The organism is Agromyces capsici (assembly GCF_058349965.1).
On the sequence record NZ_JBYRET010000001.1, the window covers coordinates 2,660,872 to 2,687,351 of the forward strand.

At 74.0% G+C, this 26,480-nt stretch carries 27 protein-coding genes; 16 read left to right on the forward strand and 11 right to left on the reverse strand.

Translation table 11 applies throughout. The features are described 5' to 3' along the window. Window positions 1-2 precede the first annotated feature (2 nt). Window positions 3-854 carry an ADP-dependent NAD(P)H-hydrate dehydratase gene (locus AC3RKB_RS12385; protein WP_491436447.1) on the forward strand — a complete coding sequence of 284 codons (852 nt, stop codon included), beginning with the start codon at window positions 3-5 and terminating at the stop codon, window positions 852-854. Here AC3RKB_RS12385 and AC3RKB_RS12390 read toward each other — a convergent pair. From AC3RKB_RS12390 to AC3RKB_RS12400, 3 genes are read right to left on the reverse strand one after another with little or no spacing between them, the layout of a single operon-like run. Continuing rightward, window positions 851-1,666 carry an amino acid ABC transporter ATP-binding protein gene (locus tag AC3RKB_RS12390; RefSeq protein WP_491436448.1) on the reverse strand — a complete coding sequence of 272 codons (816 nt, stop codon included), beginning with the start codon at window positions 1,664-1,666 and terminating at the stop codon, window positions 851-853. The two genes, AC3RKB_RS12385 and AC3RKB_RS12390, sit on opposite strands and share 4 nt — an antisense overlap. Next, window positions 1,663-2,553: an amino acid ABC transporter permease gene (locus tag AC3RKB_RS12395; RefSeq protein ID WP_491436822.1), complete on the reverse strand. Its 891-nt coding sequence runs from the start codon at window positions 2,551-2,553 to the stop codon at window positions 1,663-1,665. Before AC3RKB_RS12395 ends, AC3RKB_RS12390 begins: the two co-directional genes overlap by 4 nt. Continuing rightward, window positions 2,553-3,392, reverse strand: a complete 840-nt coding sequence (locus tag AC3RKB_RS12400; RefSeq protein ID WP_491436449.1) for an ABC transporter substrate-binding protein — start codon at window positions 3,390-3,392, stop codon at window positions 2,553-2,555. The genes AC3RKB_RS12395 and AC3RKB_RS12400 overlap by 1 nt, the downstream gene beginning before the upstream one ends. A gap of 106 nt (window positions 3,393-3,498) precedes the next feature. Between AC3RKB_RS12400 and AC3RKB_RS12405 the strand changes: the two genes are divergently transcribed. The 3 genes from AC3RKB_RS12405 (at window position 3,499) to AC3RKB_RS12415 (ending at window position 6,492) form a co-directional block, all read left to right on the forward strand. Further along, window positions 3,499-4,776, forward strand: coding sequence for a glycosyltransferase 87 family protein (locus AC3RKB_RS12405; RefSeq protein WP_491436450.1), 1,278 nt, complete (start codon window positions 3,499-3,501; stop codon window positions 4,774-4,776). Between the two features lie 38 nt (window positions 4,777-4,814). Next, complete coding sequence (locus AC3RKB_RS12410) at window positions 4,815-5,123, forward strand: thiamine-binding protein (RefSeq protein WP_491436451.1); 309 nt, start codon at window positions 4,815-4,817, stop codon at window positions 5,121-5,123. A gap of 94 nt (window positions 5,124-5,217) precedes the next feature. Beyond that, window positions 5,218-6,492, forward strand: a complete 1,275-nt coding sequence (locus AC3RKB_RS12415) for an MFS transporter (RefSeq protein ID WP_491436452.1) — start codon at window positions 5,218-5,220, stop codon at window positions 6,490-6,492. Between the two features lie 39 nt (window positions 6,493-6,531). Here AC3RKB_RS12415 and AC3RKB_RS12420 read toward each other — a convergent pair whose 3' ends face one another. The 6 genes from AC3RKB_RS12420 to AC3RKB_RS12445 form a co-directional block, all read right to left on the reverse strand. Further along, the gene (locus AC3RKB_RS12420) at window positions 6,532-7,185 is read right to left on the reverse strand and encodes a response regulator (RefSeq protein WP_465543141.1); all 654 of its coding nucleotides are present in this window, start codon (window positions 7,183-7,185) and stop codon (window positions 6,532-6,534) included. 1 nt (window position 7,186) lies between these two features. Beyond that, a complete protein-coding gene (locus AC3RKB_RS12425; RefSeq protein WP_491436453.1) occupies window positions 7,187-8,488 on the reverse strand; it encodes a hypothetical protein in 1,302 nt (433 codons plus the stop codon). Then, window positions 8,485-9,645, reverse strand: coding sequence for a sensor histidine kinase (locus AC3RKB_RS12430; RefSeq protein ID WP_491436454.1), 1,161 nt, complete (start codon window positions 9,643-9,645; stop codon window positions 8,485-8,487). Before AC3RKB_RS12430 ends, AC3RKB_RS12425 begins: the two co-directional genes overlap by 4 nt. Before the next feature lie 121 nt (window positions 9,646-9,766). Next, entirely contained in the window at window positions 9,767-10,975 is a 1,209-nt protein-coding gene (gene metX / locus AC3RKB_RS12435; RefSeq protein WP_491436455.1) for a homoserine O-acetyltransferase MetX, read from the reverse strand. A gap of 142 nt (window positions 10,976-11,117) precedes the next feature. Next, entirely contained in the window at window positions 11,118-12,446 is a 1,329-nt protein-coding gene (locus AC3RKB_RS12440) for a bifunctional o-acetylhomoserine/o-acetylserine sulfhydrylase (protein WP_491436456.1), read from the reverse strand. A gap of 96 nt (window positions 12,447-12,542) precedes the next feature. After that, complete coding sequence (locus AC3RKB_RS12445; RefSeq protein ID WP_491436457.1) at window positions 12,543-13,691, reverse strand: acyltransferase family protein; 1,149 nt, start codon at window positions 13,689-13,691, stop codon at window positions 12,543-12,545. A gap of 69 nt (window positions 13,692-13,760) precedes the next feature. Here AC3RKB_RS12445 and AC3RKB_RS12450 point away from each other — a divergent pair, with 69 nt between their 5' ends. From AC3RKB_RS12450 to AC3RKB_RS12505, 12 genes are all read left to right on the forward strand, one after another. After that, on the forward strand, window positions 13,761-14,549 hold the full coding sequence (locus tag AC3RKB_RS12450; RefSeq protein ID WP_491436458.1) for an SDR family NAD(P)-dependent oxidoreductase: 789 nt from the start codon (window positions 13,761-13,763) through the stop codon (window positions 14,547-14,549). Continuing rightward, complete coding sequence (locus tag AC3RKB_RS12455) at window positions 14,546-15,358, forward strand: potassium channel family protein (RefSeq protein ID WP_491436459.1); 813 nt, start codon at window positions 14,546-14,548, stop codon at window positions 15,356-15,358. Before AC3RKB_RS12450 ends, AC3RKB_RS12455 begins: the two co-directional genes overlap by 4 nt. Window positions 15,359-15,367: 9 nt before the next feature. Beyond that, complete coding sequence (locus AC3RKB_RS12460; RefSeq protein ID WP_491436460.1) at window positions 15,368-15,892, forward strand: phosphoribosyltransferase; 525 nt, start codon at window positions 15,368-15,370, stop codon at window positions 15,890-15,892. After that, complete coding sequence (locus tag AC3RKB_RS12465; protein ID WP_491436461.1) at window positions 15,889-16,611, forward strand: type 1 glutamine amidotransferase family protein; 723 nt, start codon at window positions 15,889-15,891, stop codon at window positions 16,609-16,611. Before AC3RKB_RS12460 ends, AC3RKB_RS12465 begins: the two co-directional genes overlap by 4 nt. Next, window positions 16,611-17,303: a uracil-DNA glycosylase gene (locus tag AC3RKB_RS12470; RefSeq protein ID WP_491436462.1), complete on the forward strand. Its 693-nt coding sequence runs from the start codon at window positions 16,611-16,613 to the stop codon at window positions 17,301-17,303. Before AC3RKB_RS12465 ends, AC3RKB_RS12470 begins: the two co-directional genes overlap by 1 nt. A gap of 49 nt (window positions 17,304-17,352) precedes the next feature. After that, window positions 17,353-17,931 carry a GNAT family N-acetyltransferase gene (locus AC3RKB_RS12475; RefSeq protein ID WP_491436463.1) on the forward strand — a complete coding sequence of 193 codons (579 nt, stop codon included), beginning with the start codon at window positions 17,353-17,355 and terminating at the stop codon, window positions 17,929-17,931. A 56-nt stretch (window positions 17,932-17,987) separates the two neighbouring features. After that, on the forward strand, window positions 17,988-19,415 hold the full coding sequence (locus tag AC3RKB_RS12480; protein WP_491436464.1) for an amidase: 1,428 nt from the start codon (window positions 17,988-17,990) through the stop codon (window positions 19,413-19,415). A 75-nt stretch (window positions 19,416-19,490) separates the two neighbouring features. Then, the gene (locus AC3RKB_RS12485) at window positions 19,491-20,462 is read left to right on the forward strand and encodes a siderophore-interacting protein (RefSeq protein ID WP_491436465.1); all 972 of its coding nucleotides are present in this window, start codon (window positions 19,491-19,493) and stop codon (window positions 20,460-20,462) included. Between the two features lie 2 nt (window positions 20,463-20,464). Then, window positions 20,465-21,517: a FecCD family ABC transporter permease gene (locus AC3RKB_RS12490; protein ID WP_491436466.1), complete on the forward strand. Its 1,053-nt coding sequence runs from the start codon at window positions 20,465-20,467 to the stop codon at window positions 21,515-21,517. Beyond that, window positions 21,517-22,551 (forward strand): FecCD family ABC transporter permease, encoded by a 1,035-nt coding sequence (locus AC3RKB_RS12495; RefSeq protein WP_491436467.1) that lies wholly within the window; start codon window positions 21,517-21,519, stop codon window positions 22,549-22,551. The genes AC3RKB_RS12490 and AC3RKB_RS12495 overlap by 1 nt, the downstream gene beginning before the upstream one ends. After that, window positions 22,548-23,393, forward strand: coding sequence for an ABC transporter ATP-binding protein (locus tag AC3RKB_RS12500; RefSeq protein WP_491436468.1), 846 nt, complete (start codon window positions 22,548-22,550; stop codon window positions 23,391-23,393). The genes AC3RKB_RS12495 and AC3RKB_RS12500 overlap by 4 nt, the downstream gene beginning before the upstream one ends. 74 nt (window positions 23,394-23,467) lie before the next feature. Continuing rightward, window positions 23,468-24,499 (forward strand): iron-siderophore ABC transporter substrate-binding protein, encoded by a 1,032-nt coding sequence (locus AC3RKB_RS12505; RefSeq protein ID WP_491436469.1) that lies wholly within the window; start codon window positions 23,468-23,470, stop codon window positions 24,497-24,499. A 24-nt stretch (window positions 24,500-24,523) separates the two neighbouring features. Here the strand turns inward: AC3RKB_RS12505 and AC3RKB_RS12510 are convergent, their stop codons facing one another. Both AC3RKB_RS12510 and AC3RKB_RS12515 read right to left on the reverse strand, forming a co-directional pair. Continuing rightward, window positions 24,524-24,943 (reverse strand): Fe-S oxidoreductase, encoded by a 420-nt coding sequence (locus tag AC3RKB_RS12510; protein WP_491436470.1) that lies wholly within the window; start codon window positions 24,941-24,943, stop codon window positions 24,524-24,526. Next, entirely contained in the window at window positions 24,940-26,415 is a 1,476-nt protein-coding gene (locus AC3RKB_RS12515) for a dihydrolipoyl dehydrogenase family protein (protein ID WP_491436471.1), read from the reverse strand. The genes AC3RKB_RS12510 and AC3RKB_RS12515 overlap by 4 nt, the downstream gene beginning before the upstream one ends. Between the last annotated feature and the right edge of the window lie 65 nt (window positions 26,416-26,480).

The following is a 26,480-nucleotide window of genomic DNA, read 5'->3' on the forward strand; positions in this document are numbered from 1 at the left end:
GCATGGCAACCGGCACGTGGCGCGAATGGACCGCCGACGACGCATCCGACTGGCTCAGCGCCCCGAGCGCGAGCGACGACAAGTACCGCCGGGGCGTGCTGGGCGTCATCACGGGATCGCCCGACTTCCCGGGCGCCGCGGTGCTCGGCGTCGAGGCCGCGCACCGCACGGGGGTCGGGATGGTGCGCTTCACAGGTCCGCGCGCGGTCAGGCAGGCCGTGCTGACAGCGCGGCCCGAGACGGTCGGGGTTCCCGGGCGCGTGCAGGCGTGGCTGCTCGGCTCGGGCATGGACGCCGGGCACCGCTCGTTCGTGCTCGCCGGCGACCTCCAGCACGCGCTGGCCTCGGGCGAGCCGGTCGTGCTCGACGCGGGCGGGCTCGACCTGGTGGGCAGCCACACGGCGCCGACCGTGATCACGCCGCACTCGCGCGAGCTCGCGCGGCTGCTCAACGACCGCGACGTGGCGTGCACGGTCGAGGAGGTCGACGCCGATCCGGCCGCCTGGGCCGAGCGCACCTCGCACGAACTGGAGGTCGCCGTGCTGCTGAAGGGCGCCGTGACCCACGTGTGCGACCCCGACGGCACCCGCCTGACGGTGACCGCCTCGACGCACTGGCTCGCGAGCGCCGGCACCGGCGACGTGCTCGGCGGCATCATCGGCGCGCTCGCCGCGACGCACCACGAGCGGCTCGCGGCCGACGCGACCGCGATCACGTTCCTCGCAGCCACGGCGGCGTTCATCCACTCCGAGGCCGCCCGCCACGCGACCGACGCGTGGGACGGCGGACCGGTGACGGCGATGGATGTCGCGCAGGCGATCCCGCCCGTCGTGGGCCGGCTGCTGACGGGCTAGACGTCCGGGTCGCCCGCGTCCGCACCGTCGCCCGCGCCGCCGCCCGCCGCGCCGGGTGCGGCGCCTCGCAGGAACTCGCGCGTGCGCGCCTCCCGCGGCGCGGTGAAGAAGCGCGCCGCGGGGGCGTCCTCGACGACGCGTCCGCCGTCGAGGAGGACGACCCGGTCGGCGACCTCGCGCGCGAAGGCCATCTCGTGCGTGGCCATCAGGATGGTGGTGCCGGATGCCGCGAGCGAGCGCACGAGCGCCAGGACCTCGCCGACCAACTCGGGGTCGAGCGCGCTCGTCACCTCGTCGAGCAGGAGCAGCTCGGGCTCGGTCGCGATCGCGCGGACGATCGCGACCCGCTGCTGCTGGCCGCCCGAGAGCCGGTCGGGGAACGCCGCGGCGAAGTCCAGCAGCCCGATCGAGGCGAGGAGCTCACGCCCGCGCGCCTCGGCGTCGGCGCGACGTCGGCGGTGCACGACCCGGGAGGCGAGCGTGATGTTGTCGAGCACGCTGAGGTGCGGGAACAGGTTGTAGTGCTGGAACACGATCCCGATGCGCGCGCGCACGGCGTCGGCGTCGACCCGGGGGTCGCTGATGTCGCGGCCGGCCAGCCGGATCACGCCGTCGTCGATCGGCTCGGTCAGGTTTACGGTGCGCAGCAGCGTCGACTTGCCCGATCCCGACGGCCCGACGAGGGCCACCACCTCATGCGCGCCGACGTCGAGGTCGACCCCGGCGAGCGCGACCCGGTCGCCGTAGGCACGGCGGATGCCCCGCAGCTCGAGCAGCGGCGCCTCGACCGTCCGGCCCGCTCCCTCGCTCACAGCACGCTCCCCGCCTGTTCGCGGCGGCGCTGCCGCGCGCTCAGCCAGTCGGTCAGCCGGATGAACGGCCAGGACAGGAGCACGAACAGGAGTCCGGCGACCACGTACGGCGTGAAATTGAAGGCCTGCGCGGTCTCGATCTGCGCCGCCCGCACCGCGTCGACCGCGCCGAGCACCGAGATGAGGCCGACGTCCTTCTGCATGGCCACGAAGTCGTTCATCAGCGCGGGCGTGACCTTGCGGAAGGCCTGCGGGAGCACGACCCGCACCATCGACTGGCGGTGGCTGAGGCCGAGCGAGCGCGCGGCGAGGCGCTGCGACGGATGGACCGCCTCGATGCCCGCCCGGAAGACCTCCGACACGTAGGCCGAGTAGGTCAGGATCAGCGCGATCGTGCCCCAGAACGCCGCCGGCATCCGCTCGGTCAGCTGCAGGCCGGGGATCCCGAAGCCGACGAGGTACAGGACGATGATGAGCGGCAGCCCGCGGAACAGGTCGGTGTACGCCGCCGCGAGGAAGCGCAGCGGGAAGAAGACCGGTCCGCGGAGCGTGCGGATCGTGGCGAGGAGCACGCCGAGCACCGCGACCCCGAGGCTCGCCACGACCAGCACCTGGATGTTCAGCAGGAGCCCCTCGAGGATGCGGGGAAGGGAGTCGAGCGCGACCTGCGGGTCGAAGAAGGACTGCTGCACGCGCGCCCAGCCCGGCGAGCCGAGCACCGCGGCCCCGAGCGCCACGGCCAGGACCAGCGTCGAGACGAGCCCGACCAGCACCGATCGGCTCGACTGCCGCTTCCGGTAGGCGCGGCGTTCGAGCTCGACGGCGCTGGGCGGGGGCGTCGTCGCGTCGCCGGCCGCGTCCGCCGCCGCGCGGGACGCCGGCCGGATCACTCCAGCACGGGCGCCGTGTCGTCGCCGCCGAGCCACTCCTCGGCGAGGGCGTCGAGCGTGCCGTCCTCGCGGAGGGCGTCGACCGCGGCGGTGACGTCGGCCGTCAGCGGCGAGTCCTTCTCCAGGACGAGGCCGAACTGGTCGGCCCCCGCGGTTCCTGGCAGCTGGCCGACGATGAGGCCGCCGTCGAGCTCGACCCCGGTCAGGTAGAACGCGGTCGGGAGGTCGACCACGATCGCATCGACCTGGCCGGCCTGCAGGGCGAGCTTGGCGTCGTCGTTCGTGTTGAAGACCTGCGCGCCCGCGTCGGGTGCGATGACCTCCTCGATGGCGTCGAGGCTCGTCGTGCCGGTCTGCGCGCCGACGAGCAGCGGCTTCAGCTCGGCGATCGACGATGCGTCGGCGGCGGGGGAGCCCTCGACGGTGATGACGACCTGGGTGGTCTCGTAGTACGGCGACGAGAAGTCGACGGCCTCTTCCCGCTCCTCGGTGATCGAGAACTGCTGGAGGTTGAAGTCGAAGTCCTTGGGACCCGGCGCGATCGCCTGGTCGAAGGTCGTGCGGACCCACACCACGTCCTCCGCGGCGAACCCCAGCTGCTCGGCGACCGCGTAGGCCACGGCCGACTCGAAGCCCTCGCCGGACTCGGGGTCGTCGTCGATCACCCACGGGTAGTACGCCGGTTCGCCCGTGCCGATGGTGAGCTTGCCGTCGGTGAGGTAGCCCGAACCGGAATCGCCCTCGTCGGCGGTGCCGCCTCCGGTCGAGCACCCCGCGAGCGCGGCGACGGCCAGCGCGGCGACGGCGGTGGCGAGGATCGTGGATCGTGCGGTCATGGGGTCCTCCGATGCGCGGCGACGGCGATGGTCTCAGCATCCCGGATCCGGGTCCGCCGCGGGTGCATCGTGGCGTACTGTGACGCGTTCGTTAGGCTCGGAAGCCGTGACCGAGGGCGTGGTGGAGGCCGGCGAGCAGCGCGGTCGGCGGCGACGCGGCATCCGTCGACGTCTGGGCGGCCGCACCGCGGCGTGGATCGCGTTCGCATCGGTCCACCTCGTGCTCGCCGCGGTGAACCTCCGGAGCCCGTCGGCCCCGATGTGGGATGTGACCGCCGTGTACCTGGCCTGGGCGGAGAGCGCGCAGGGCGGGTGGGTCCGCATGGGGATCGACATGCCGTGGGTGTACCCGATCCTCGCCTTCGCGCCGATGACGGCGGCGCTCGCGTTCGGAGCCGACTGGTACGGCGCGACGTGGCTGGTGATGGTGACGCTGCTGGATGCGATCGCGTTCGCCGTGCTGCTCGGAACGGGCGTCCTCTCGCGCCGGCGGCGGGCGGCGGCATGGTGGTGGATCGCGTTCCTGGCGCTGCTCGGTCCGATCGCCCTCGGCCGCATCGACACCGTGACCGTGCCGTTCGCGATCGTCGGGCTGCTCTGGGCGGCAGGTCGTCCGGTGGTCGCGGCGGCGCTGCTGACCGTCGCGGCCTGGATCAAGGTGTGGCCGGCCGCACTGGTGGCGACGCTCGTCGTGGCGCTCCGGCGCCGCGTGGAGGTCGTGATCGTCGCCGCGAGCCTGAGCGCCGGCATCCTCGGCGTGAGCCTGATCGCCGGATCGGGGTCGAACGCCTTCGGCTTCATCGCCGAGCAGGCCGGGCGGGGGGTCCAGGTCGAGTCGCCGTTCGCTCTGCCCTGGCTCTGGTGGATCGTGGGCGGCGCCACCGAGGCGACGATCGCGTTCGACCGCGACATCCTCACGTTCCAGGTGGAGGGGCCGGGGGTCGCGACCGCCGCCGGCCTCGCCACGCCCGTCATGGTGGTGGGGGTCGCGGTCGTGCTCGCGTTCGGCCTTCGCGCCGTCCGGCGCGGCGCGCACCTCGTGGCGCTGCTGCCGCCGCTGGCCGTCGCCTTCACCACGGTGCTCATCGTCGCGAACAAGGTCGGCTCGCCGCAGTTCGTCACCTGGCTCGCCGCTCCGGTCGTGCTGGGGCTCGTGCTGGGCGGCGGCCGCTTCCTGGTGCCGGCCTCGCTCGCGGCGGCCGTCGCGCTGCTCACGCACGTGATCTACCCGTACTGGTACGGCTGGCTGCTCATCGCCAACCCCGGCTTCGTGCTGGTGCTGACGGTGAAGGTGCTCCTGCTCGTCGTCCTGCTCGGGTGGGCGCTGCGCGCCGTGTGGCAGGCTGGTTCCGCGCGCACGACGTCGGTGGCGTCCGCGGCCTAGGGTCGCACGGCGATCGTCGCACTGAGGAGGGGAGAGCCATGCTGGTCGCGTTCTCGGTCGCACCGAGCGGCACGGGCCGCACCGACGGATCGGTGCACGACGCGGTGGCGGAGGCGGTGCGGATCGTCCGCGAGTCCGGCCTGCCGAACCGCACGACCTCGATGTTCACCGAGATCGAGGGCGAGTGGGACGAGGTGTTCCGGGTGATCCGTGACGCGTGCGAGGCGGTGGGCGACTACGGGTCGCGCGTCTCGCTCGTCCTGAAGGCCGACATCCGCCCGGGATTCACCGGGGAGATCGAGGCGAAGGTCGATCGGCTCGAGGCGGCGCTCGAGAACGACGGCTGACGGCCCGCGTCGGCGCGCACGCCGGCCGCGCGATGCGTCGGCATCCGAACCGGCGGGTTTGTCGAATCGATTCGATCCGTGGCATCATCGAAGGGTGACCCACGCTTCCGACGGGCCGACGACGTTGTCGCCGGCCCGCATCCGTTTCGCGCTCCTCGCCCTCGCGATGGGCGGCTTCGGCATCGGCGCGACCGAGTTCGTGGCGATGGGCCTGCTGCCCGAGATGGCCGCCGACCTGCTGCCCGGCCTCGCCGCCAGCTCGACCGACGCCGCGAACGCCGCCGCCGGCTGGGTGATCTCCGCGTACGCGCTGGGCGTGGTCGTCGGCGCCCCGACGATCGCCGCCGCGGCGGCCCGCTGGCCCCGCAAGCGACTCCTGCTCGCGCTGCTCGCCGCCTTCAGCCTCGGCACGATCGCGTCGGCCCTGCTGCCGACCTTCGAGCTCGTCGTCGCGGCCCGGTTCGTGGCCGCGCTGCCGCACGGGGCGTACTTCGGCATCGCCTCGCTCGTCGCCGCGAGCCTCCTGGGCCCCGGCAAGCGGGCCCGGGGCGTCGCCCTCGTCCTGTCGGGCCTGACGATCGCGAACGTCGTCGGCGTGCCCGCGATCACCTGGCTGGGCCAGCAGGCCGGATGGCGCGTGGCCTACCTCGCCGTGGCCGCGATCTTCGTCGCGACCTTCCTCGCCGTGCTCGCGGCCGTGCCCTGGCAGCCCGGCGACCCCGCCGCGACGTTCGCACGCGAACTGCGCGTGTTCACGCGCGCGCAGGCGTGGTTCGCGTTGGCGATCGGCGCGATCGGATTCGGCGGTCTGTTCGCGGTCTACAGCTACGTCGCCCCGCTGGCCACCGAGGTCACGGGCCTGCCGTCGGCGCTGGTGCCGGTCGTGCTCGTCGTATTCGGCCTGGGCATGACGATCGGCAACCTCGTCGGCGGGCGCCTCGCCGACTGGAGCGTGCGCCGCTCGATGTACCTGTTCTTCGCGACGCTCGCGGCGGCGCTGGTGCTGCTCGCGCTCACCGCGCAGTACCCGCTCGGCCTCGGAGTCGGCGTGTTCCTGGTCGGGGCGTCGTCGGCGGCGCTCTCGCCGACCATCCAGGCCCGGCTCATGGACGTCGCCCGCGACAGCCAGTCGATCGCCGCGGCGCTCAACCACTCGGCCCTGAACGTGGGCAACAGCCTCGGCGCGATCGTCGGTGGCATGGTGATCGCCGCCGGGCTCGGTTACGTCGCGCCCGTGTGGGTCGGCCTGCTGTTCACGATCGCCGGGAGCGCGCTCGCCGTCGCGACGTTCGCCCTCGACCGCGCGCGACGTCGCCGCGGCATCCCGCTGCCCTCGGTCACGGGGGCCATGGGGGCGATCGGCGACTGAGGCGGCCGAGCGCCCGCGCCGCCGTGCGTGCGCCGCCGGTCACTCCGACTGCAGCAGGATCCCGTCGGCGATCGCGCGCTTTCGGAGGGCGACCTTCGTGCCCACGTCGTACCCGGCGAGGCGGTACTTCTCGCGGATGCGCTTGAGGTAGCTCTTGGCGGTCTCCTCGGAGATGCCGAGTTGGAACGCGACGGCCTTCACCGGCTGCCCGGCGCCGTACAGCGCCATCACCCGGCGCTCCTGGGCGCTCAGGCGCGGCGCGGCCCCGTCGTCGTCGAGCGCCTCCTCGAGCTCTCGGCTGAGGTAGGACTCGCCGCGCTGGGCAGCCCGGATCGCCTCGACGATCGTCTCGACCGGCTCGGACTTGACGAGGTAGCCGAGGGCCCCGGCGCCCAGGGCCTCGCGCACGACCGCGGGCTCGGAGTAGGTGCTCATCAGCATGGTGCGCACGCCCGCCGACTTCAGGGTCGACAGCTTGATCGAGATCGGGATGTTGTCGCGCAGGTCGAGGTCGAGCAGCACGACGTCGACCGGGAACGCGGGGTGCGCGAGCAGCTCGGACCAGGACGGCACCGCGGCGACGAGGTCGATGTCGGATGCCGCGCCGCGCAGCCACTCGGACAGCGCGCCGAGCAGCATGCGGTGGTCGTCGACGATCGCGAGTCTGATGCGCGGGGGTTCGGGTTCGGGCACGTCATGCTCCCCTCGGGTGGACGGTGCTGGGCGGCGCCGGGACGCCCCCGCGGACCGTGGGCTCGATCCTGCAGTCGACGTCGACCTGGAAGCCGTCGGGCTCCGGGGCGACGACGTTGCCTCCGACATTATCGAGTGCTTCCCACGTGGCGGCGTCGACTTTCCGTGCGGTGACGCCGGAGACCTCGAATCGGATGGCGACCCGGGCGGCTTCGCCGATCGGACGCGCGTCGTCGTCGTCGAAGTCGCCGTCGCGGCAGATGACCCGCACCTCGAGCGGCGGCTCCGACGCCTTCCGTCGTCGCTGGCCCGCGATGAGCCACAACGCGAGCAGCAGGCCGTCGCGCTGCATCGGCGAGAGGAGGCCGGCGAGCCCGGCGGGGTCGTCGACCGTCACGCGGCGACTGAGGTAGGCGGACTCGGTCACCGCGTGCCGCAGCCACGTGTCGGTGCGGCCCTCGATGAGGCGGATCCGAAGGCGCGCCGCGAGCTGGCCGGCGCGCTCGGCGGCATCGGGCGGCAGCGGGATCGCGATGCGCCCGGAGCCGACGTCGTCGAGGAGGGACTCGGCGTCGTAGTCGAGTTCGGCGAGCTCCTCGGACGCCCGCATGCCCACCGCGGACCGCGGGGTCGAGACGGTCGACTGCACGAGCGAGAGGTCGAGCTCGCGCCCGACGAGCCGACGGAAGCCGCGGACCGCGATGGTCACGAGGACGACCGGGACCACCGCGCTCGCGGCGACGGCGAGGCCGACGACGGTCATGGTGCTCGCCTCGGGCGCCTGCACGAGCGCGGTGACCGCGAGGATGCCTGCGACGGCCGACGAGGCGGCGACGGGCGAGCGGGTCTCGCGGAGGGCGGCCACGGGCATCAGCAGCGCGGCGGCGGCCGGGGCGGCGGTCGGCGTGATGCCCAGGTGCAACTGGTCCATGGTCGCGGCCAGGTCGAGCCAGACCGTCGCGGCGATGCCGGCGAGCAGCGCCACGAGCGCCCAGTCCGTCACCCGGCTGAGCACGCGGGTGGCGACCAACGCGCCGATCGTCACCACGCCGAGCACGATCCACGCCGCGACGGGCGAGGTGCCGGGCGGGTAGGTCCCGATGAAGGCGAGCGCGTGCACGAGGTGCGCCAGCAGGATGGCGGCCGCGGCGACCGTGACGCCCGCGGCGAGTCGCCGGCCGCCGTGGGCGCTGCGGATGTCCTCCGCGGCGCGCGCGGAGCGCGTGGGCCGGCGGAACTGGCTCTCGTGGGTGGTGTCGCGCGGTGCCTCGTCGTCGGCGCTCGAACGTCGGAGGAGGTTCACGGCTTCGGCACCTCCAGCATCACCGTGGTGCCCGAGCCGGGAGAGCTGAACACCCGGGCCCGCCCGCCCACCGCATGCAGGCGTCCGACGACGGACTCGGCGAACCCGAGCCGCGCCGGGTCGACGGCCGCGGGCTCGAAGCCGGCGCCCTGATCGGTGACCATGGCGCGCACCGTCCGCTCGTCGTCGGTGATCGTGACGTCGGCCTCGCCCACGCCGGAGTGCCGCCGCACATTCTCGAGGCACTCGCCGAGCGCGCCGAGCAGCGCGTCGAGCGAGTCCCGGGGAAGGATCAGCTGGCCTGCGCCGTGCCAGTGCACGTCGAGCCCCATGCGCGCGAACCGCTTGCGGACGGACTCGAACGTGGTGCCGAGCCCCTCGCCGCCGGAGGACTCGGGCGAGAAGATCGCGCTGGAACCGTTGTCGAGGGGCGCGCCGAGCCGCAGCTGCCGGAGCAGCCGCGCGTCGTCGCCGGCCTGCTGGCGGAGCGCGCTCGCGCCGACGCCGACGCCGGAGTGGGCGAGCAGGCTGAGCGTGGCGAGCACGGTGTCGTGGAGGACGCGGGCGTCCTGGCGCTGCTGGGCCTCGGACTCGCTCGCGAGGCGCTCGGCCTCGTGGGCCCGCCCGACCTCGTCGATGCGCTCCGCGGCGCGCTCGATGGCGCGGGCGAGCCAGAGTCCGGTCGCGGCGCAGGCGATCCATCCGGCGATCGCGGCGACGAGCACGAGCCACATGTTCGCCCCGGAGGCCGCCGCCACCCCGATCGTGGCGAGCACGGCGGCGGCTGAGGCCGCCATGATGCCCGCGCCGTTGGAGCGCACCAGGGTCGGGATCGCGACGGCGGCGGTCGTGAGCGCCGCGGTGCACGCGATGGCGGTGCTCGCGGCCGGGTCGATCGCCGGGTCGACCCCGGTCACGAGCATGAACGCGATCGCGATGAGGACGGTGCCGATCGTGGGCAGCAGCGACGAGCGGGAGGTCGCGTAGACGGCGAGCACGATGACGATCAGGTCGAGGGCCACCGCGAGGGCGAACCGGCCGGGATCGAGCGCCCCGGGAACGACGATGCAGGCGAGCGCGAGGATCGCGCCCGTGAGGGTTCCCGCGCGGGCGAGACGGCGCAGCAGCCGGTCCCGCTCCTTGTCGATGCGACGCATGCCACCCCCTCTGCGACGGCCCGCCGACACGGCGGATCAGCGCCGTCACCCTCGAAGATAACGCAGAGCGACCCCCGTATGCGGGTCATCGGCCATGAAGCGGACCATTCGGCCCGGAACGCTACGCCGCGAGCAGGCCCGCCAGCGCCCCGCCGACGGCCTCGTCCTCGATGAGGAAGGCGTCGTGGCCGTACTCGGAGTGCAGGACGACGGGCTCGGCACCGTGCACGCTGCGTCGCAGTCGACGGGCGATCTCGCGCTGCCCGTCGAGCGCGAAGTACCGGTCGCTGTCGATGCCGAGCACGAGGCTCCTCGCCTCGATCCGGCCGAGCGCGGCATCCACGCCGCCGCGGCCGCGGCCGATGTCGTGGGAGTTCATCGCCTCGGTGAGCACGAGGTAGCTGTTCGCGTCGAACCGCCGGGTGAACTTGTTGCCGTGGAAGTCGAGGTAGGACTCCACCGCGAACCGGCCGCCGCCCCCGAGCGGGTCGAGGCTCGACTGCCACCCGCGTTCGAAGCGGTGGTTGAGCTCGGCCGGGGTGCGGTAGTTCAGCATCGCCATGCGACGGGCCAGCGAGAGGCCGCGCGTCGGGCCGTCGCCGTCGGGCGCGTCGTAGTACGCGCCGCCGCGGAACGCCGGGTCGCTGCGCACCGCCTCGAGCTGCACCGAGTTCAGCGCGATCTGGTCGGCCGTCGTCGCGGCGGGCGCCGCGAGCACCGCGATGCGCTCGACGGCCTCAGGGGCCGTGATCGCCCACTCGAGCACGTGCATCGCGCCCATCGACCCGCCGACCACGGCCGCGAAGCGCTCGATCCCGATCTCGCGCGCGAACGCGATCTGCGCACCCACCTGGTCGCGGATCGTGAGGAACGGGAATCGCGCCCCCCACTCGACGCCGTCGGCGGCGAGCGAGGACGGCCCGGTCGAACCCTGGCAGCCGCCGAGCACGTTCGGCGCGACGACGAACCAGCGGTCGGTGTCGATCGCGCGACCCGGGCCGACGACGCCCGGCCACCAGCCGGGGCTCGGGTGCGCGGGCCCGGCGGCGCCGACCACGTGGCTGTCGCCGGTGAGCGCGTGCAGCACGAGGATCGCGTTGTCGCGCGCTGGGGCGAGCTCGCCCCAGGTCTCGTACGCGATGCGCACGTCGGGCAGGACCTGGCCGGACTCGAGCGCGAGATCGCCGATGCGCGCGAAGCGGCGCTCGCCGACGGGATCGCCCTCGCGCCACGCACCGGTCGCCGGTGCGCGGCCGGCGAGCTGCCGCGCGGCGCGCGCCTCGGGCACGATGCTCGCGGGCACCGTCTCCGAGATCGTCTGCCAGTCCATGTCTCGATTCTCCCGGACCCGGCGACCTGCGGGGCGACTGTTACGCCGGTCGCCCCGCCGGGAGTCGCGCATGCGGGCGCGGAGACGGCGGATGCCGCGCCCCCGGGCGGGACGCGGCATCCGGTCGTCGATCAGGCGGTCGTCAGACTCGCGCGGCCTCGGTGGCCCGGCGCGCGGCGGCGAGGCCGGCCTCGAGGTCGGCCTTGAGGTCCTCGACGTTCTCGATGCCGACCGAGAGGCGCACGAGACCGGGCGTGACGCCGGTCGTGAGCTGCTGCTCGGGGGTCAGCTGCGAGTGCGTCGTCGACGCTGGGTGGATGACGAGCGAGCGCACGTCGCCGATGTTGGCGAGGTGGCTGAACAGCGACAGGTTGTCGACGAGCGCGCGGCCGGCGTCGACGCCGCCCTTGAGCTCGAACGAGAGCACCGCGCCGACGCCCTTGGGGGCGTACGTGTTGGCCGCCGCGTACCACGGGCTCGAGGGCAGGCCCGAGTAGTTCACGTGCGCCACGTCGGGGTGCGAGTCGAGCCACTCGGCGATCTCCTGCGCGTTCTGCACGTGGCGCTCGATGCGCAGCGAGAGCGTCTCGATGCCCTGGATGAGCTGCCACGCGCTCGCCGGGGCGATCGAGGCGCCGAGGTCGCGCAGCAGCTGCACGCGCGCCTTGATGATGAACGCGAGCGCGTCGCCCACGGCGGCCGTGTAGCTCGCGCCGTGGTACGACGGGTCGGGCTCGGTCAGCCCGGGGAACTTCTCGACGTTCTTCGACCACTCGAAGCGGCCGCCGTCGACGATCACGCCGCCGATCACGGTGCCGTGGCCGCCGAGGAACTTGGTGGCCGAGTGGATCACGATGTCGGCGCCGTGCTCGAACGGGCGGATGAGGTACGGCGTCGCGATGGTGTTGTCGACGATGAGCGGGATGCCGGCCTCGTGCGCGATGCCGGACACGAGCCCGATGTCGAGGATGTTGATCTTCGGGTTGCCGATGGTCTCGGCGAAGAACAGCTTCGTGTTCGGGCGAACGGCACGGCGCCACTCGTCGGCGTCGTCCTGGTTCTCGACGAAGGTGGTCTCGATGCCGAGCTTGGCCAGCGTGTACTTGAAGAGGTTGTACGTGCCGCCGTAGATCGAGCTCGACGAGACGATGTGGTCGCCGGCCTGCGCGATGTTCAGCACCGCGAACGTCTCGGCCGCCTGGCCCGACGCGACGAGGAGGGCACCGCTGCCGCCCTCGAGTGCGGCGAGGCGCTCCTCGACCACGGCCTGCGTGGGGTTCATGATGCGCGTGTAGATGTTGCCGAACTCGGCGAGAGCGAAGAGGTTCTGCGCGTGCTCGGCCGAGTCGAACACGTACGAGGTGGTCTGGTAGATCGGCGTGGCGCGAGCCTTGGTCACCGGGTCGGGCGCGGCGCCCGAGTGCACCTGCTTCGTCTCGAAGCGCCAGTCGGCGGCGGCGTTCTCAGCCATGTGGGACTCCTTCGGGGTCGGGGTGCGGCCCCGCCGCATCCGTCGCCCACGCTACGGCCGGTCGATCAGGTGATCAACGGATGGCGCAACACGGCGTCACGCGCCCGGTTCGCGCGGTGCCGCGGGCGGCGGCGCGGGCGGCAGCGCGTCGGGCGGGAGCACGATGGTGCCGGTCGCGGTCATCGGCTCGGGCCGGAAGAGCCACCTGGCGCGGGGCTCGACGAGCGGCCGGAACACGCGGCGGACGGGCTTCAGCGAGAGCACCACCGAGACCAGCACGCAGAAGGCGATCATCGCGGGCAGCACCCACCAGGGCTGCCGGCCCTCGAGGATCGGCGTCTCGCGCAGCGGGAAGAGCACGAACGAGTGCAGCAGGTAGATGTACATGGTCGCGCTGCCGAAGGCGGTGAACCACGTGGTACGACGCGGCATGAGCGTGAGGAACGCCACCGACAGCAGCATCGCGAGCAGCAGCAGGAACAACCGGATGGCACCCGACCACGGTTCGTCGTAGCCGATCGCCTGGTACGACTCGTCGTAGAGCATGAAGCGCCGCAGCCGCAGGTCGCGCCACGTCTCGATCGCGACCGGCAGCACGACGAGCAGCACCGCGAACAGCGCGATCGCGCCCGCGCGCCACCGCCAGGTCGCCGCCGTGGTGAGGTCGAGCCAGCGGTCGGTGATGCGCCACTGCCGCAGCTTCCATCCGAACACGAAGAAGGGCAGCATGCCGAGCGTGCGCGAGAGCGCGAGCGTCGAGTCGATCTCGGCGGTGTAGCCCGCGCCGATCGAGATCGCGATCGCGATCAGCAGCGGGAAGCGCAGCAGCACGAGGTAGGGCAGCACGATCCGCCAGATCGCCAGCGCGATGAGGAACCACAGCGTCCACGACGCGGACGTGTAGTCGAGCACGAATCCGCCGCCGAGCGCGAATCGGACGATCGTCCAGATCGTCTCGAAGATGAGGTACGGAAAGACGATGTCGGTGAGGACCTGCCGCATGGCGCGGGCGTTCGGCGGACCCGACTTCGCGAAGTAGCCGGAGACCGTGACGAACACGGCCACGTGGAACGAGTAGATGAAGAGGTAGACGCTGTAGGCCGCGTCGTCCTCGCCGATGAGCGGCAGGATCCCGTGTCCGATGACCACCAGGGTGATCGCGATCCACCGCGCGTTGTCCCACAGCGGGACCCGGCGCTTGCGGTGCGGCGGCCGGGGTGTGCGTGACACGGGCGTCGGCTGCATCCGCCCATTGTCCCGCACCGCCGGGACCGAGGTCACGTCGCGAAACGCCGCGCAGTGCAGAATGGCCGCATGGACGGCATGCGCGCGGTGGTCACGGGGGCGAGTTCGGGTATCGGGGCTGCGACGGTGCGGGGGCTGCGGGCCGCCGGATGGGACGTGGTGGCCGTGGCCCGGCGCGGGGACCGCCTCGCGGCGCTCGCGGACGAGACCGGCGCGTCGTCGTTCGTCGCGGACGTCACGAGCGATGCGGAGGTCGCGGCGCTCCGCGACCACCTCGAGGCGACGGGCCCGGTGCACGCGCTGGTGAACAACGCGGGCGGCGCGAAGGGCCTCGCCTCGGTCGAGGACTCCGACCTCGACGACTGGGCGTGGATGTTCGAGGTGAACGTGCTCGGCGTCAAGCGCGTCACGAGCGCCCTGCTGCCGCTGCTGCGACTCGGCGCGGCCGAGCGCGGCGTCGCGGACCTCGTGAACGTGACCTCGATCGCCGGGCACGTCGCGTACGTGGGCGGCGGCGGGTACAACGCGGCGAAGTTCGCCGCGCACGCCATGACCGAGGTGCTGCGGCTCGAGCTGAACGGCGAGCCGATCCGCGTGGTCGAGGTCGCGCCGGGGATGGTGCGCACCGACGAGTTCTCGCTCGTGCGGTTCGGCGGCGACCGGGCGCGGGCCGACGCGGTGTACGACGACGTGCCCGAGCCGCTCGTCGCCGAGGACATCGCCGGCGTCATCGTCGACGCGATGTCGAAGCCGAAGCACGTCGACCTCGACCTGATCGTCGTCAAGCCGGTGGCGCAGGCGGCGCCATACCGGCTGGCCAGGGGCGCGCTCGTGGTCCGGCCTGCGAGTGCGCCGTGAGTCGCCGAGTCCTCGGCCAGGAAGGGCGACGCGAGCGCTGGGTGCACGCCACCTCGCGGCCGCTCGCCGTGCTCGGCGTGCTGTTCGTGGTGGCCTACACGGTCTACGTGCTCTGGGAGGACGAGCCCGCCTGGCTGGAGGCGATGTTCTCCGTCGTGCTGATCGCCGCATGGATCGGCTTCGTCCTGGACGTCGTGATCCAGGTCGTTCTCACGCCGCGTGGGCATCGGTGGACGTGGGCCTGGCGTCACCCCGTCGAGGTGCTCTCCGCGGTGCTCCCGCTGTTCCGCGCACTGCGGGTGGTCGCCCTCGTGCGGCACCTCCCGGCGCTGGAGCGCAGGACGACGCGGGCGGTGCGCGCGCGGTTCGTCTCGGAGGCCCTGACGTACGCGCTCGTGTACGTCTTCTTCATCGCGCTCGTGACCTATGCCGCCGAGCGGGATGCCCCGAACGCGACCATCGTGACATTCGGCGACGCGCTCTGGTGGGCGTGCGTGACGCTCGCGACGGTCGGGTACGGCGACACGTACCCGGTCACGACGCTCGGCCGGCTCTACGCGGTGCTCCTCATGGCGGGAGGCGTCGCGATCCTCGGCACGGCGTCGGCCGCGCTCGTCTCGGTTCTGAACGAGCGCCTCGCTTCGCTGCGCAGGGGCGCCGGTGCCGAGGCCGGCCCGCTCGCCGAGCGGACGGGACTCATGGACGACGTCACCGGCGAACCCGCCGCGGGTCTCCGGGAGGACGTCCCGACGCCGCCCGACAACGCTCCGGCCGGGCCCGCAGCGCCCCGGTCCGGGGAGACGCCCTAGCCTTGGTGCATGACCTTCGACGCGAACGACGCTGCTGACGGCGCGGGCGGGATCCGCCGCGAGATCCTCACCTGGGACGACTTCTCCGACGCGGCCCGCAGCCTCGCCGCCGACGTGCTGCGCTCGGGCTTCCGTCCCGACGTCGTGATCGCGATCGCGCGCGGCGGGCTGCTCCTCGCGGGCGCGGTCGCGTATGCGCTCGGCACCAAGTCGTGCGGCTCGATCAACGTCGAGTTCTACACCGGCGTCGACGAGCGGCTGCCCGAGCCGGTGCTGCACCCGCCCATGCTCGACGCGCCGGCCCTCGACGGCAAGCGCGTGCTGCTCGTCGACGACGTGTCGGACTCCGGCCGCACCCTCGCCAAGGTCGTGGGCCTGCTCGGCGAGGCCGGCGCCGAGGTGCGCAGCGCCACGCTCTACGTCAAGCCCCGCACGGTGCTCGTGCCCGACTTCGCGTTCCGCGAGACCGCCGACTGGATCGTGTTCCCCTGGTCGGCGCTGCCGCCCGTCGAGGTCGAGGAGCCGACCCGATGAGCGTGCACCTCGTCGGCGGCGGATGGAGCGCCGAGCACGCGGCATCCGTCTACGCGCCCTTCCTCGTCGAGGCCGCCGAGGCGGCCGGGCGCGACGGCGCCGACCGGCCGCGCGTCGTGGTGCTGCTCGTCGCCGGCGACGCCGAGGGCGCCGAGCTCGCCGACCGGTGGCGCGCCGTGCTCGGCTCGGTCGCCGACGTCGACGCGGCCGTCAGCGTCGTGCCCGAGACGGGCGCGTTCGAGGCCGCCGCGCTCGCCGGGGCGCACGGCGTGCTCGTGGGCGGCGGGCTCACGCCGGCGTACCGGCGTGCCGTGGAGCCCGTCGCGGGGGAGCTGCGTCGGCTCGTGGCATCCGGCCTGCCCTACCTCGGATTCTCGGCGGGAGCGGCGATCGCCTCCGACACGGCACTGCTCGGCGGATGGCGCATCGGCGGCGTGCCCGTCGCGCCCGAGGACGCCGCGGAGGAGCTCGACGAGGTGTTCGTCGAGGCCGGCATCGGCCTGGTCGACCTCACGGTCGACTGCCACGCCGCGCAGTGGGGCACGCTGACGCGGCTGATCGCCGCGACCGAGGCCCGGCTCGTCGACGGCGGCATCGCGATCGACGAGGACACGCTCTTCGCGATCGGCACGTCGGGGCTGCGCGTCGCGGGGGCGGGCAACGTGTGGAGCGTCACCGCCGCCGAGGACGGCGTCTCGGTCCGGAGCATCGCGGGCTGATGGGCCGCACGCTCCCCGAGCTCGCCGATGCGGGCCTCATCGACGCGTCGTGGGCGGAGTCGCTCGCGCCGGTCGCGCCCGACCTCGCGCGCATGGGCGAGTTCCTGCGCGCGGAGGTCGCCGACGGCCGGCCGTACCTTCCCGCGGGCGACCGCGTGCTGCGCGCGTTCCAGCAGCCCGTCGGCGACGTCCGCGTGCTCATCGTCGGACAGGATCCGTACCCGACCCCGGGCCACCCGATCGGCCTCTCGTTCGCGGTCGAGCGGCACGTGCGCCCGCTGCCGCGGAGCCTCGCGAACATCTACCGCGAGCTCGCCGACGACCTCGGCGTGCGAACGCCCGCGCACGGCGATCTCGGCGCATGGAACCGCGGCGGCGTCATGCTGCTGAACCGCGTGCTGACCGTGCGGCCGGGCGAGCCGGGTTCGCATCGCGGCAACGGCTGGGAACGCGTCACCGACCACGCCATGCGCACGCTCGTCGCCCGCGGCGGCCCGCTCGTGGCCATCCTGTGGGGCCGCGACGCGCAGTCGCTGCGGCCGCTGCTCGGCGACGTGCCGCGCATCGAGTCCGTGCATCCCAGCCCGCTCTCCGCGAGCCGCGGGTTCTTCGGCTCGAAGCCGTTCAGCCGGGCGAACGCGCTGCTCGTCGCGCAGGGCGGCGAGCCCGTCGACTGGACGATCCCGGACTGAGTCCGGCCCGCGACATCCGCTCGTCATCTCGCGCGCGTAGCATGGCGGGATGCTCGAGGAGGAATACCAGACGCGGCGCGAGCTGCCGCGACACCTGCGCAAGTCGGAGCCGGCGGAGGCGCCCTTCTCGTACGAGATCCGCCCGGCCCGCCCGGCCGACCTGCCCGCGGTGCGCGAGATCTACAACTACTACGTCGCCAACTCCACGGTGACCTTCGACGAGGATGCGATGACGCTGCGCGAGTGGAAGCAGAAGTTCGCGCAGCTGCAGAAGCTCGGCCTGCCGTTCCTCGTCGCCGAGGCGCCCTCCGGCCAGCTGCTCGGCTACGCGCTCGTCGCGCCGTGGCGGCCCAAGCGCGCATACCGCTACACCGTCGAGGACTCGATCTACCTCGGCCCCGCGGCATCGGGCAAGGGGCTCGGGCGGGCGCTGCTCGGGGCGCTCATCGACGCGTCGAAGGCGGCCGGGCTCAAGGAGATGCTCGCGGTGATCGCCGACCAGGGTGCCGACGCCTCGATCCGGCTGCACGAGAAGTTCGGGTTCACCGAGATCGGCCGCATGGGCCGGGTCGGCTTCAAGTTCGACCGCTGGCTCGGTACCGTGCTGCTGCAGAAGACGCTGAAGTAGCCGGCGGCGCCGGGGGCCACGGTGGCGGGCGGATGTCGCGGGCCTAGGCTCGTGACGTGGACGACGCCCTGCACGAGTACACCGCCCTCGAACTCCACCAGCTGCTCCAGCGCGGCGACGTCTCGCCGGTGGAGGCGACCGCGCACTTCCTCGAGCGGATCGCGCGGCTCGACCCCGTCGTCGGCGCGTTCGCGCACGTCACGCCCGAGGCGGCCCTCGAACGGGCGCGCGCCGTCGAGCGCGACGTGCCCAGGGCGGCGCCGCTCTGGGGCATGCCGCTCGCCGACAAGGACCTGCACCCGCGCGCCGGCGTGCCGACCGCGTTCGGCTCGCGTGCGCACGCCGGGAACGTGCCCGACGAGTCCGACGACCTCGTGGCCGCGCTCGACGCGGCCGGCGCCGTGAGCCTCGGCAAGACGGCCACGCCGGAGTTCGGGCTGCCCTCGTACACCGAGCCGCTCGCGGGGCGGCCGGCGCGGAACCCCTGGGACCTCGCGCTCGGCGCGGGCGGGTCGAGCGGCGGCGCGGCCGCGGCCGTCGCGGCGAGCCTGCTGCCGTTCGCGCCGGGCAGCGACGGGGGCGGTTCGGTCCGCATCCCCGCGGCCTCCTGCGGGCTGGTGGGCGTCAAGCCGTCGCGCGGGCGCGTGCCGTCGGGGTCGGGGCTCGACCGGCTCGCCGGCCTCGGCGTCGTCGGCCCGCTCGCCCGGACCGTCGCGGACGCGGCGCTGCTGCTCGACGGCATGATCGCGCCGCACGGCTACCCCGCGCGGCATCCGTTCGCGGTGCGGGCGCCGGGGGAGGACGGCCCCTACCTGGGCGCGGCGATCCGCGGCGAGGGCCGCTTCCAGGTGGGCGTGCTGCGCGACACGCCGTGGGACGGGTTCACCGACATCCGCCTCGACCCGGCTGCGCGCGACGCGCTCGACGCGGGCATCGCGCTGATCGACCGGCTCGGCCACGGCGTCGAGGAGGTCGCACCGTCGCCGGAGCCCGACTACCCGGCGGCGTTCCGGACCATCTGGCAGGCGGGCGCGGCGACCATCGACGTGCCGCCCGAGCGGCACCACCTGCTCGAGCCGCTCACGCGCTGGCTCATGGGCCGCGGCGCGGAGCGCTCGGCCGCCGACCTCGCCTCGGCGATGTCATGGCTCACGGGCTTCGAGCGCCGGACGATCGCGCGCTTCGCGCCGTTCGACGCGGTGCTCACGCCGGCGCTCGCGCTCACGCCCCGGCCGGTCGGCTGGTACGACGCCGAGGACGGCGAGGAGAACTTCGCGCAGCAGGTGCGGTTCACGCCGTACACGTCGTTCGTGAACGTCTCCGGTCTGCCCGCGCTCGTGCTGCCCGTGCACGACACCGACGAGGGGCTGCCGATGGGCGTGCAGCTCATCGGGCGCCCCGGCGGCGAGGCCGCGCTGTTCGCCCTCGCGGCGCAGCTCGAGCGGGTCGCACGACGCGGCCGACGGCGGCCGCCCGTGTGGTGAGCGGATGCCGCGGGGCCGGAGTCGGCACGTGACGACGCGTTCCGCGGCCGGATGCGCGTGTGCAAGACTTAGGTAATGCTTACCTCACTCGCCGAGGCCGCCGCGCCCGCACGACCGCGTCCCGCCTACCGCGGCTTCCGCGCGAGCGTCGCACGGGTGCAGCGACTCACGCCGCACTTCACCCGCGTGACCTTCGCCGGCGAGGAGCTCGCCGACTTCGGCACGGCGGGCCTCGACCAGCGCGTCAAGGTCGTCATGCCGCTCGCGGACTCGGGCTTCGTGCACTTCCCCGACGGCGAGGACTGGTACTCCGCCTGGCGGGAGCTGCCGGCCGAACGGCGCAACCCGTTCCGCACCTACACCGTCCGCGCGGTCCGGCCGGAGCGCCGCGAGGTCGACCTCGACTTCGTCGCGCACGGCGACACGGGGCCGGGGTCGGCCTGGGCGACGCGTGCCCGGCCGGGCGATCCGATCGTGCTCATCGGGCCAGACGAGCGGAGCGAGGGTCGCACGATCGGCATCGACTGGCGGCCCGGCGACGTCGACACGGTGCTGCTGGCCGGCGACGAGACCGCCGCGCCCGCGATCTGCGCGATCCTCGAGTCGCTGCCCGCCGACGCGTCGGGCGCGGCCATGATCGAGGTGCCTTCCGCCGACGACGTGCTCGACGTGCGCGCACCCGAGGGCGTCGAGGTCCGCTGGCTGCCGCGCCTCCACGAGCAGTCCCACGGCGAGCGGCTCGTTCCCGCGGTGCGCGACTGGGTGGCGCGCACCTGCTGGCTCCGCGACTGCGCCGACCCCGCCACCGCGGCCGCGGAGTCGGCGCGTCGCACGCTCGCCGAGCTCGAGGCGGCAGCCGATGCCCACGGCATCCTGTGGGATGTCCCGGAGGGCACGAGCCTCGACGGCGACTGCTACGCGTGGCTCGCCGGCGAGGCGTCGATGATCAAGGCGCTCCGCCGCTTCCTGGTGCAGGACGCCGGCCTCGACCGTCGTCAGGTCGCCTTCATGGGCTACTGGCGGCGGGGCCGCGCCGAACTGGCGTGAGCGTGGCAGCACCCGCGGCCCCCGTCGCGGCCACGCGGCCGAGCGAGGTCCGCGGGAAGGCGGGACGGCCGCGCCTGCGGCGCGGCGTCGTCGTGCTGCTCGGCAGCGCGGTCGCGCTCGCCCTCGTCGTCGCCGCGAGCCTCGCGCTCGGCGTGCGCACCATCGACCCCGCCGAGGTGTGGCAGGCGCTCGTCTCGCCCGACCTCGCCGACCCCGACCAGGCCGTCGTCGTGCAGCTGCGGGTGCCCCGCACGCTCATCGGCCTGGCCGCCGGGATCGCGCTCGGACTGGCCGGCACGCTCATCCAGGGCGTCACCCGCAACCCGATCGCCGACCCCGGCCTGCTGGGCGTGAACTCGGGCGCGTCGCTCGCCGTCGTGCTCTGCATCTCGTTCCTCGGCATCACCTCGCCCCTCGGCTTCATCTGGTTCGCGTTCGCGGGCGCCGCGGCGGCCGCGCTCGTCGTCTTCGCGATCGGCGGCGCGCGGCCGGTGCGGCTCGCACTCGTCGGCGCGGCACTCACGGCGCTGCTCACCCCGCTCATCGCCCTCGTGCTCCTGCGCGACACCGAGGCGTTCAACCAGTACCGCTTCTGGGCGGTCGGCTCGCTGACCGGTCGCGACCTGTCGACCGTGGCGACGCTCTGGCCGTTCCTCGCGGTCGGCGTCGTACTCGCCGCGGCCCTGGCCCACCGCCTCGACCTGCTCGCGCTCGGCGACGACGTCGCCGCGGCGCTCGGCCAGCGCGTGGGGGTCACGCGCGCCGTCGCGGGCGTCGCGCTCGTGCTCCTCAGCGGCACCGCGGTCGCGCTGGCGGGGCCGATCGCGCTCGTCGGGCTCGTCGTGCCGCACGCCGCACGCCGGCTCGTCGGCAGCGACTACCGCTGGATCACCGCCCTCGCGGTGCTGCTCGGTCCGATCATGCTGCTCTCGGCCGACGTCATCGGGCGGCTCGTCGTGCCGAACTCCGAGCTCGAGGCCGGCGTCGTCGCCGCGTTCCTCGGCGCGCCGGTGCTCATCGCGATCGCCCGGAGCCGACGGGTGGCTGGGCTCTGATGGCCGTGGCAGAGGCCGTCGTCGACGTGGCCGCGGTCCGTCGTGCCGACCGGCGCCGCCGCGCGACCGTCGTCGGGGTCGGTGCTGCCGTGGCCATCGCAATCGCGCTCGCGGCGCTCTCGTTCGGTGCGGCCGGCGTGAGCCCCGACCGCGTGCTCGCCGTGCTCCTCGGCGGCGGCCACCGGCTCGACCGGTTCGTCGTGCTCGACCTCCGGCTCCCGAGGATCCTCGCGGCCCTGCTGGTGGGCGTGGCGTTCGCGCTCGCCGGCGCGGTGTTCCAGTCGACGCTGCGCAATCCGCTCGCGAGCCCCGACATCCTCGGCATCTCGGCAGGCGCGAGCCTCGGTGCGGTCTGGGCGATCCTGGGCCTCGGCGCGGGCAGCGCGATCGTCGCGGGCTTCGCGTTCGGCGGCGGGCTCGTGGTGGCGTTCGTGATCTGGCTCGCCGCGTGGCGGCAGGGGCTGCACGGCGTGCGGTTCGTGCTCGTCGGCGTGGGCATGGCCTACCTGTGCGGCTCCACCGTGGCCTGGCTGCTCGCGCGATCCGAGGTGCGCGAGGCGCAGACGGCGCTGCACTGGACGGTCGGCAGCGTCGCCGACGTCCGCGGCGACGCGCTCGCGGCGCTCGCGATCGGCACCGCGGCGTGCGCGCTCGCGCTGGCGTTCGCCACCCGTGCGCTGCGCCCGCTCGCGCTCGGCGACGACCACGCCGAGGCCCTCGGCGTCCGCGTGGATGCCGCGCGGGTCGTCCTGCTCGTCATCGCCGTCGCGCTCGTGGCGCTGGCGACCTCGGTCGCCGGGCCGGTCGCGTTCGTCGCCCTCATCGCGCCCGCGGTCGCGCGCCGACTCGTGGGGGGCGGGGGAGCGGCGGTGGCCGCCGCCGGCGTCGTGGGCGCCGTGCTGACGCTCGGCGCCGACGTCGTCGGCCAGTTCGCCGTGCCCGGGTTCACGGCGCCGCTCGGGATCGTGACCGGCGTGATCGGCGCCCCGTATTTGCTGTGGCTGCTCGCCCGCACCGAGAGGACCCGCGCATGAGCTTCCCGCCCGCTTCCATGAGCCACGTCGCCGCGGGGCTCGCCGCCGAGGGCGTGAGCCTCGGCTACGACGGCCGTCGTGTCATCGAGGGGCTCGACCTGGCGATCCCCGCGGGCCGGATCACGGCGATCGTCGGACCGAACGCGTGCGGCAAGTCGACGCTGCTGCGTGGGCTCGCCCGACTGCACCCGCTCGAGGCCGGCCGCGTCACGCTCGACGGGCTCGACGTGTCCCGGATGCCGCGACGCGACGTCGCCCGCCGCGTCGGCGTCCTGCCGCAGTCCTCGATCGCGCCCGACGGCGTCCGGGTCGCCGATTTGGTGGGTCGCGGGCGCTATCCGCACCAGGGCTGGTTCGGCCGGCATTCGAGCGACGACGACGAGGTGGTCGCCGAGGCGCTCGCGGCAACGGGCGTCGCCGACCTCGCCGATCGCCCGATCGAGGAGCTCTCGGGCGGACAGCGCCAGCGCGTGTGGATCGCGATGGTCCTGGCCCAGCAGACCGACCTCGTGCTGCTCGACGAGCCCACCACGTTCCTCGACGTCACCCACCAGCTCGAGCTCCTCGACCTCCTGACGTCGCTGAACCGCGAGCGCGGCACGACCGTGGTGATGGTCCTGCACGAGCTCAACCTCGCGGCGCGCTACGCCGACCACCTCGTGGTGATGTCGGCGGGCCGGGTCGTCGCCGAGGGCGATCCGGGGGAGGTGCTCACGGCGCAGACCGTGCGGGAGGCGTTCGGGCTCGAGGCCCGGGTCGTCCCCGACCCCGTCGCGGGCACGCCGCTCGTGGTGCCCATCGGCCGGTTCCACGCGGCGGGCGCGTCGCGTGACCGCGCATGACGCCCGGGATGCGGCGATGGGTAAGTTAGGTTAGCCTTGCCTTATCCACTCCTCCCCTGAACCAAGGAGCATCCGTGCGTCTTCGACGTTCCCTGATCGCCGTGGCCGGCGCCGCCGCCACCGCGCTCGCCCTCTCCGCCTGCGCGGGCGGCACCGCCGATTCGGCCGGATCCGACCCGGCCGCCGCGGCCGCCGACGGCTTCCCGATCACGATCGAGCACGCCTTCGGCGAGACGGTGATCGACGACGCCCCCGAGCGCGTCGCGACCTGGGGCTGGGGCTCCACCGAGGCGGCCGTCGCCGTCGGCGTCTACCCCGTGGCCATCGCCGAGCAGACGTGGACCGTCGGCGAGGGCAACTACCTCCCGTGGGTGGAGGCCGCGTACGACGAGGCGGGCGAGGAGCTGCCCACCCTCATCAGCGACCCCGAGGGCGGTGCGACCGTGCCGTACGAGGAGTTCATCGAGGCCGACCCCGACCTGATCCTCGCCCCGTACTCGGGCCTCACCGAGGAGCAGTACGACACGCTCTCCGAGATCGCGCCCGTCGTCGCCTACCCCGAGGCGCCGTGGACCACCCCGTGGGACGAGACCATCGAGATCACCGCCGAGGCGCTCGGCCGGGCCGATGAGGGCGAGGCCGTGCTGCAGGGCATCTCCGACGGGCTCGCCGAGCAGTCGGCCGCGCACCCCGACTTCGCGGGAACGACCTTCGCCGGCGTCTGGGACGGCGACGGCTTCGTCTACGTCTACACCGCGGCCGACTCGCGCATCGAGGTGCTCACCGAGCTCGGCCTCGAGGTCGCGCCGAGCGTCTCCGAGCTCGACACGAGCGACGGCGGCTTCTACTACGAGCTCAGCTACGAGCAGCTCGACCAGCTCGACGCCGACGTGATCGTGAGCTACCACAGCACCAAGGAGGAGGCCGACGCCTTCCTCGTCAAGCCCGAGCTGCAGGCCATTCCCGCCGTCGCCGCGGGCCAGGTCGCCCAGGTGTACGACCCGGTCACCGTGTCGTCGGTCTCTCCGCCCACCGCGCTGAGCTTCGACTGGGAGGGCGGCCTGCCGGCCCTCGTCGAGGCGATCGCCGGCGTCGTCGAGCAGTGACGACGCGCTGACCGGCGTCCGCCCTCAGGCGGATGCCGCGTCGCGGCCCGGGCGTGCACTGCGCCCGGGCCGTCGGCGCAGGTAGCCCCCGGCCTCGAGACCTGCCTCGATCTCGAACCGGTTCGTCAGCGGGTTCCGGCCCGACATCCAGTACACGACCGGGAAGAGCATGCCGTAGGTGCGCCACTGCGCGCGATGCACGGCCTCGTGCCCGAGGACGGTGTCGGAGTCGTTGCGGTCGGTGAGGTAGCACCCGCCCACGCACGAGCCGCCGCGCCCGAAGGTCCACTTCGGCATGCCGCGGAACACGACGAGGCCGTGCCGCACCTCGATCCGGCCGCGGCTCCACAGGAAGCCCCAGGCGAAGCCGACCGCGGTCGCCCACCAGTAGCCGGCACGGCTGATCGGGGAGTCGGTGAGGCGCAGGCGCACCATCCGGCTCATTCGGCCGCCTCGGGCCGGCCATCGACCTCGGGCCGGCCGTCGGCCTCGAGCAGCCGCAGCCAGATCTCGCTCAGGGTCGGGAAGGCCGGCACCGCGTGCCAGAGCCGCCGCACGGGAACCTCGCCGACGATCGCGATCGTCGCCTGGTGGGCGAGCTCGGCGACGCCCGGGCCGACGAAGGTCGCGCCCACCACCACGTCGCGCGCGTCGTCGATGACGAGCCGTGCCCGGCCCTCGTCGCCGTCGCCGAGGATGCCTGCGCCGCTGACGCTCGAGAACGACGCCTCGGCGATGCGGACGGGAATGCCCGCCTGCTCGGCCTTCGCAGCCGTGAGCCCGACCGCCGCGACCTCGGGTTCGGCGAACACGACGTCGGGCACCGCCACATGGTCGGCGGTCGCCGCGTGCAGCCCGTAGCGCGCGTCGTCGACCGGGGTGCCGAGCGCCCGCGCCGCGATCACGTCGCCCGCAGCGCGCGCCTGGTACTTGCCCTGGTGCGTGAAGTGCACGCGCCCCGTCACGTCGCCGACCGCGTACAGCCACGGAGGGGTTTCCGCATCGGCGGGGGCGACGGATGCCGCGGCGAGCGTCTCGTCGACCTCGATCCAGGCGCCGGGCTCGAGCCCGACGGTCTCGACGCCGATGCCGTCGGTGCGCGCGCGCCGGCCGGTCGCGACGAGGACCTCGTCGGCGGTCACCGACGTGCCGTCGTCGAGCTCGACCACGACCTCGCCGCCCGCCCGGCGGTCCACGCGCACGGGGGCGACGCCGAGCCGCACGGTCGCGCCGAGCGCGCGGATCCCGGCGAGCACGGCCTCGCCCGCGAACGACTCCAGCCCGCGGAGCATCGCGGTGCGCACGAGCACCGTCACCTCGGCGCCGAACGAGGCGTACGCCGTCGCCATCTCGGCGGCGACGACGCCCCCGCCGATCACCGCGAGGCGTCCCGGCACGGCCTGGGCGCCGGTCGCGTCGCGGCTCGTCCACGGGTGCGCGTCGGCGAGTCCCGGGATGTCCGCCACCGCGGGGTCGGAGCCGGTGCACACCGCGACCGCATGCCGCGCCGTGAGCACGTCGTCGTCGCCGCCGCCCGCCGGCGACACGATCACGCGCCGCTCGCCGTCGAGCCGACCGTGGCCGCGCACGAGCTCGATGCCGACGCTCGCGAGCCACTCCTGCCCGCCCCGGTCGGTCCAGTCCGAGACGAAGGCGTTGCGGCGCGCCAGCGTCGCCGCCACGTCGAGCTCGCCCGTCACCGCCTGCGCGGCGCCGGGCACGCGCCGCGCAGCGCGCAGCGCAGAACCGCTGCGCAGCAACGTCTTCGACGGCACGCATGCCCAGAACGTGCACTCGCCGCCGACGAGCTCATGCTCCACGACCGCGACCTCGAGCCCGGCGGCCCGTGCGCGGTCGGCGACGTTCTCGCCGACGGGCCCGGCCCCGAGCACCACGACGTCGAACTCCCGCACCATCACGGCTCCCTCCCGGCCCGGGGCGCTGCCCGGCCGTCCCGACCAGCCTAGGCAGCCGCCCGTGC

Coding starts and splice junctions, on each gene's coding strand:
- AC3RKB_RS12515 (WP_491436471.1), bottom strand. CDS start 26,415: ATGGTGCGGGAGTTCGACGTCGTGGTGCTCGGGGCCGGGCCCGTCGGC.
- AC3RKB_RS12510 (WP_491436470.1), bottom strand. CDS start 24,943: ATGAGCCGGATGGTGCGCCTGCGCCTCACCGACTCCCCGATCAGCCGT.
- metX (WP_491436455.1), bottom strand. CDS start 10,975: ATGGACTGGCAGACGATCTCGGAGACGGTGCCCGCGAGCATCGTGCCC.
- AC3RKB_RS12485 (WP_491436465.1), top strand. CDS start 19,491: ATGCTTACCTCACTCGCCGAGGCCGCCGCGCCCGCACGACCGCGTCCC.
- AC3RKB_RS12470 (WP_491436462.1), top strand. CDS start 16,611: ATGGGCCGCACGCTCCCCGAGCTCGCCGATGCGGGCCTCATCGACGCG.
- AC3RKB_RS12400 (WP_491436449.1), bottom strand. CDS start 3,392: ATGACCGCACGATCCACGATCCTCGCCACCGCCGTCGCCGCGCTGGCC.
- AC3RKB_RS12440 (WP_491436456.1), bottom strand. CDS start 12,446: ATGGCTGAGAACGCCGCCGCCGACTGGCGCTTCGAGACGAAGCAGGTG.
- AC3RKB_RS12430 (WP_491436454.1), bottom strand. CDS start 9,645: ATGCGTCGCATCGACAAGGAGCGGGACCGGCTGCTGCGCCGTCTCGCC.
- AC3RKB_RS12495 (WP_491436467.1), top strand. CDS start 21,517: ATGGCCGTGGCAGAGGCCGTCGTCGACGTGGCCGCGGTCCGTCGTGCC.
- AC3RKB_RS12445 (WP_491436457.1), bottom strand. CDS start 13,691: ATGCAGCCGACGCCCGTGTCACGCACACCCCGGCCGCCGCACCGCAAG.
- AC3RKB_RS12385 (WP_491436447.1), top strand. CDS start 3: ATGGCAACCGGCACGTGGCGCGAATGGACCGCCGACGACGCATCCGAC.
- AC3RKB_RS12475 (WP_491436463.1), top strand. CDS start 17,353: ATGCTCGAGGAGGAATACCAGACGCGGCGCGAGCTGCCGCGACACCTG.
- AC3RKB_RS12460 (WP_491436460.1), top strand. CDS start 15,368: ATGACCTTCGACGCGAACGACGCTGCTGACGGCGCGGGCGGGATCCGC.
- AC3RKB_RS12500 (WP_491436468.1), top strand. CDS start 22,548: ATGAGCTTCCCGCCCGCTTCCATGAGCCACGTCGCCGCGGGGCTCGCC.
- AC3RKB_RS12450 (WP_491436458.1), top strand. CDS start 13,761: ATGGACGGCATGCGCGCGGTGGTCACGGGGGCGAGTTCGGGTATCGGG.
- AC3RKB_RS12465 (WP_491436461.1), top strand. CDS start 15,889: ATGAGCGTGCACCTCGTCGGCGGCGGATGGAGCGCCGAGCACGCGGCA.
- AC3RKB_RS12410 (WP_491436451.1), top strand. CDS start 4,815: ATGCTGGTCGCGTTCTCGGTCGCACCGAGCGGCACGGGCCGCACCGAC.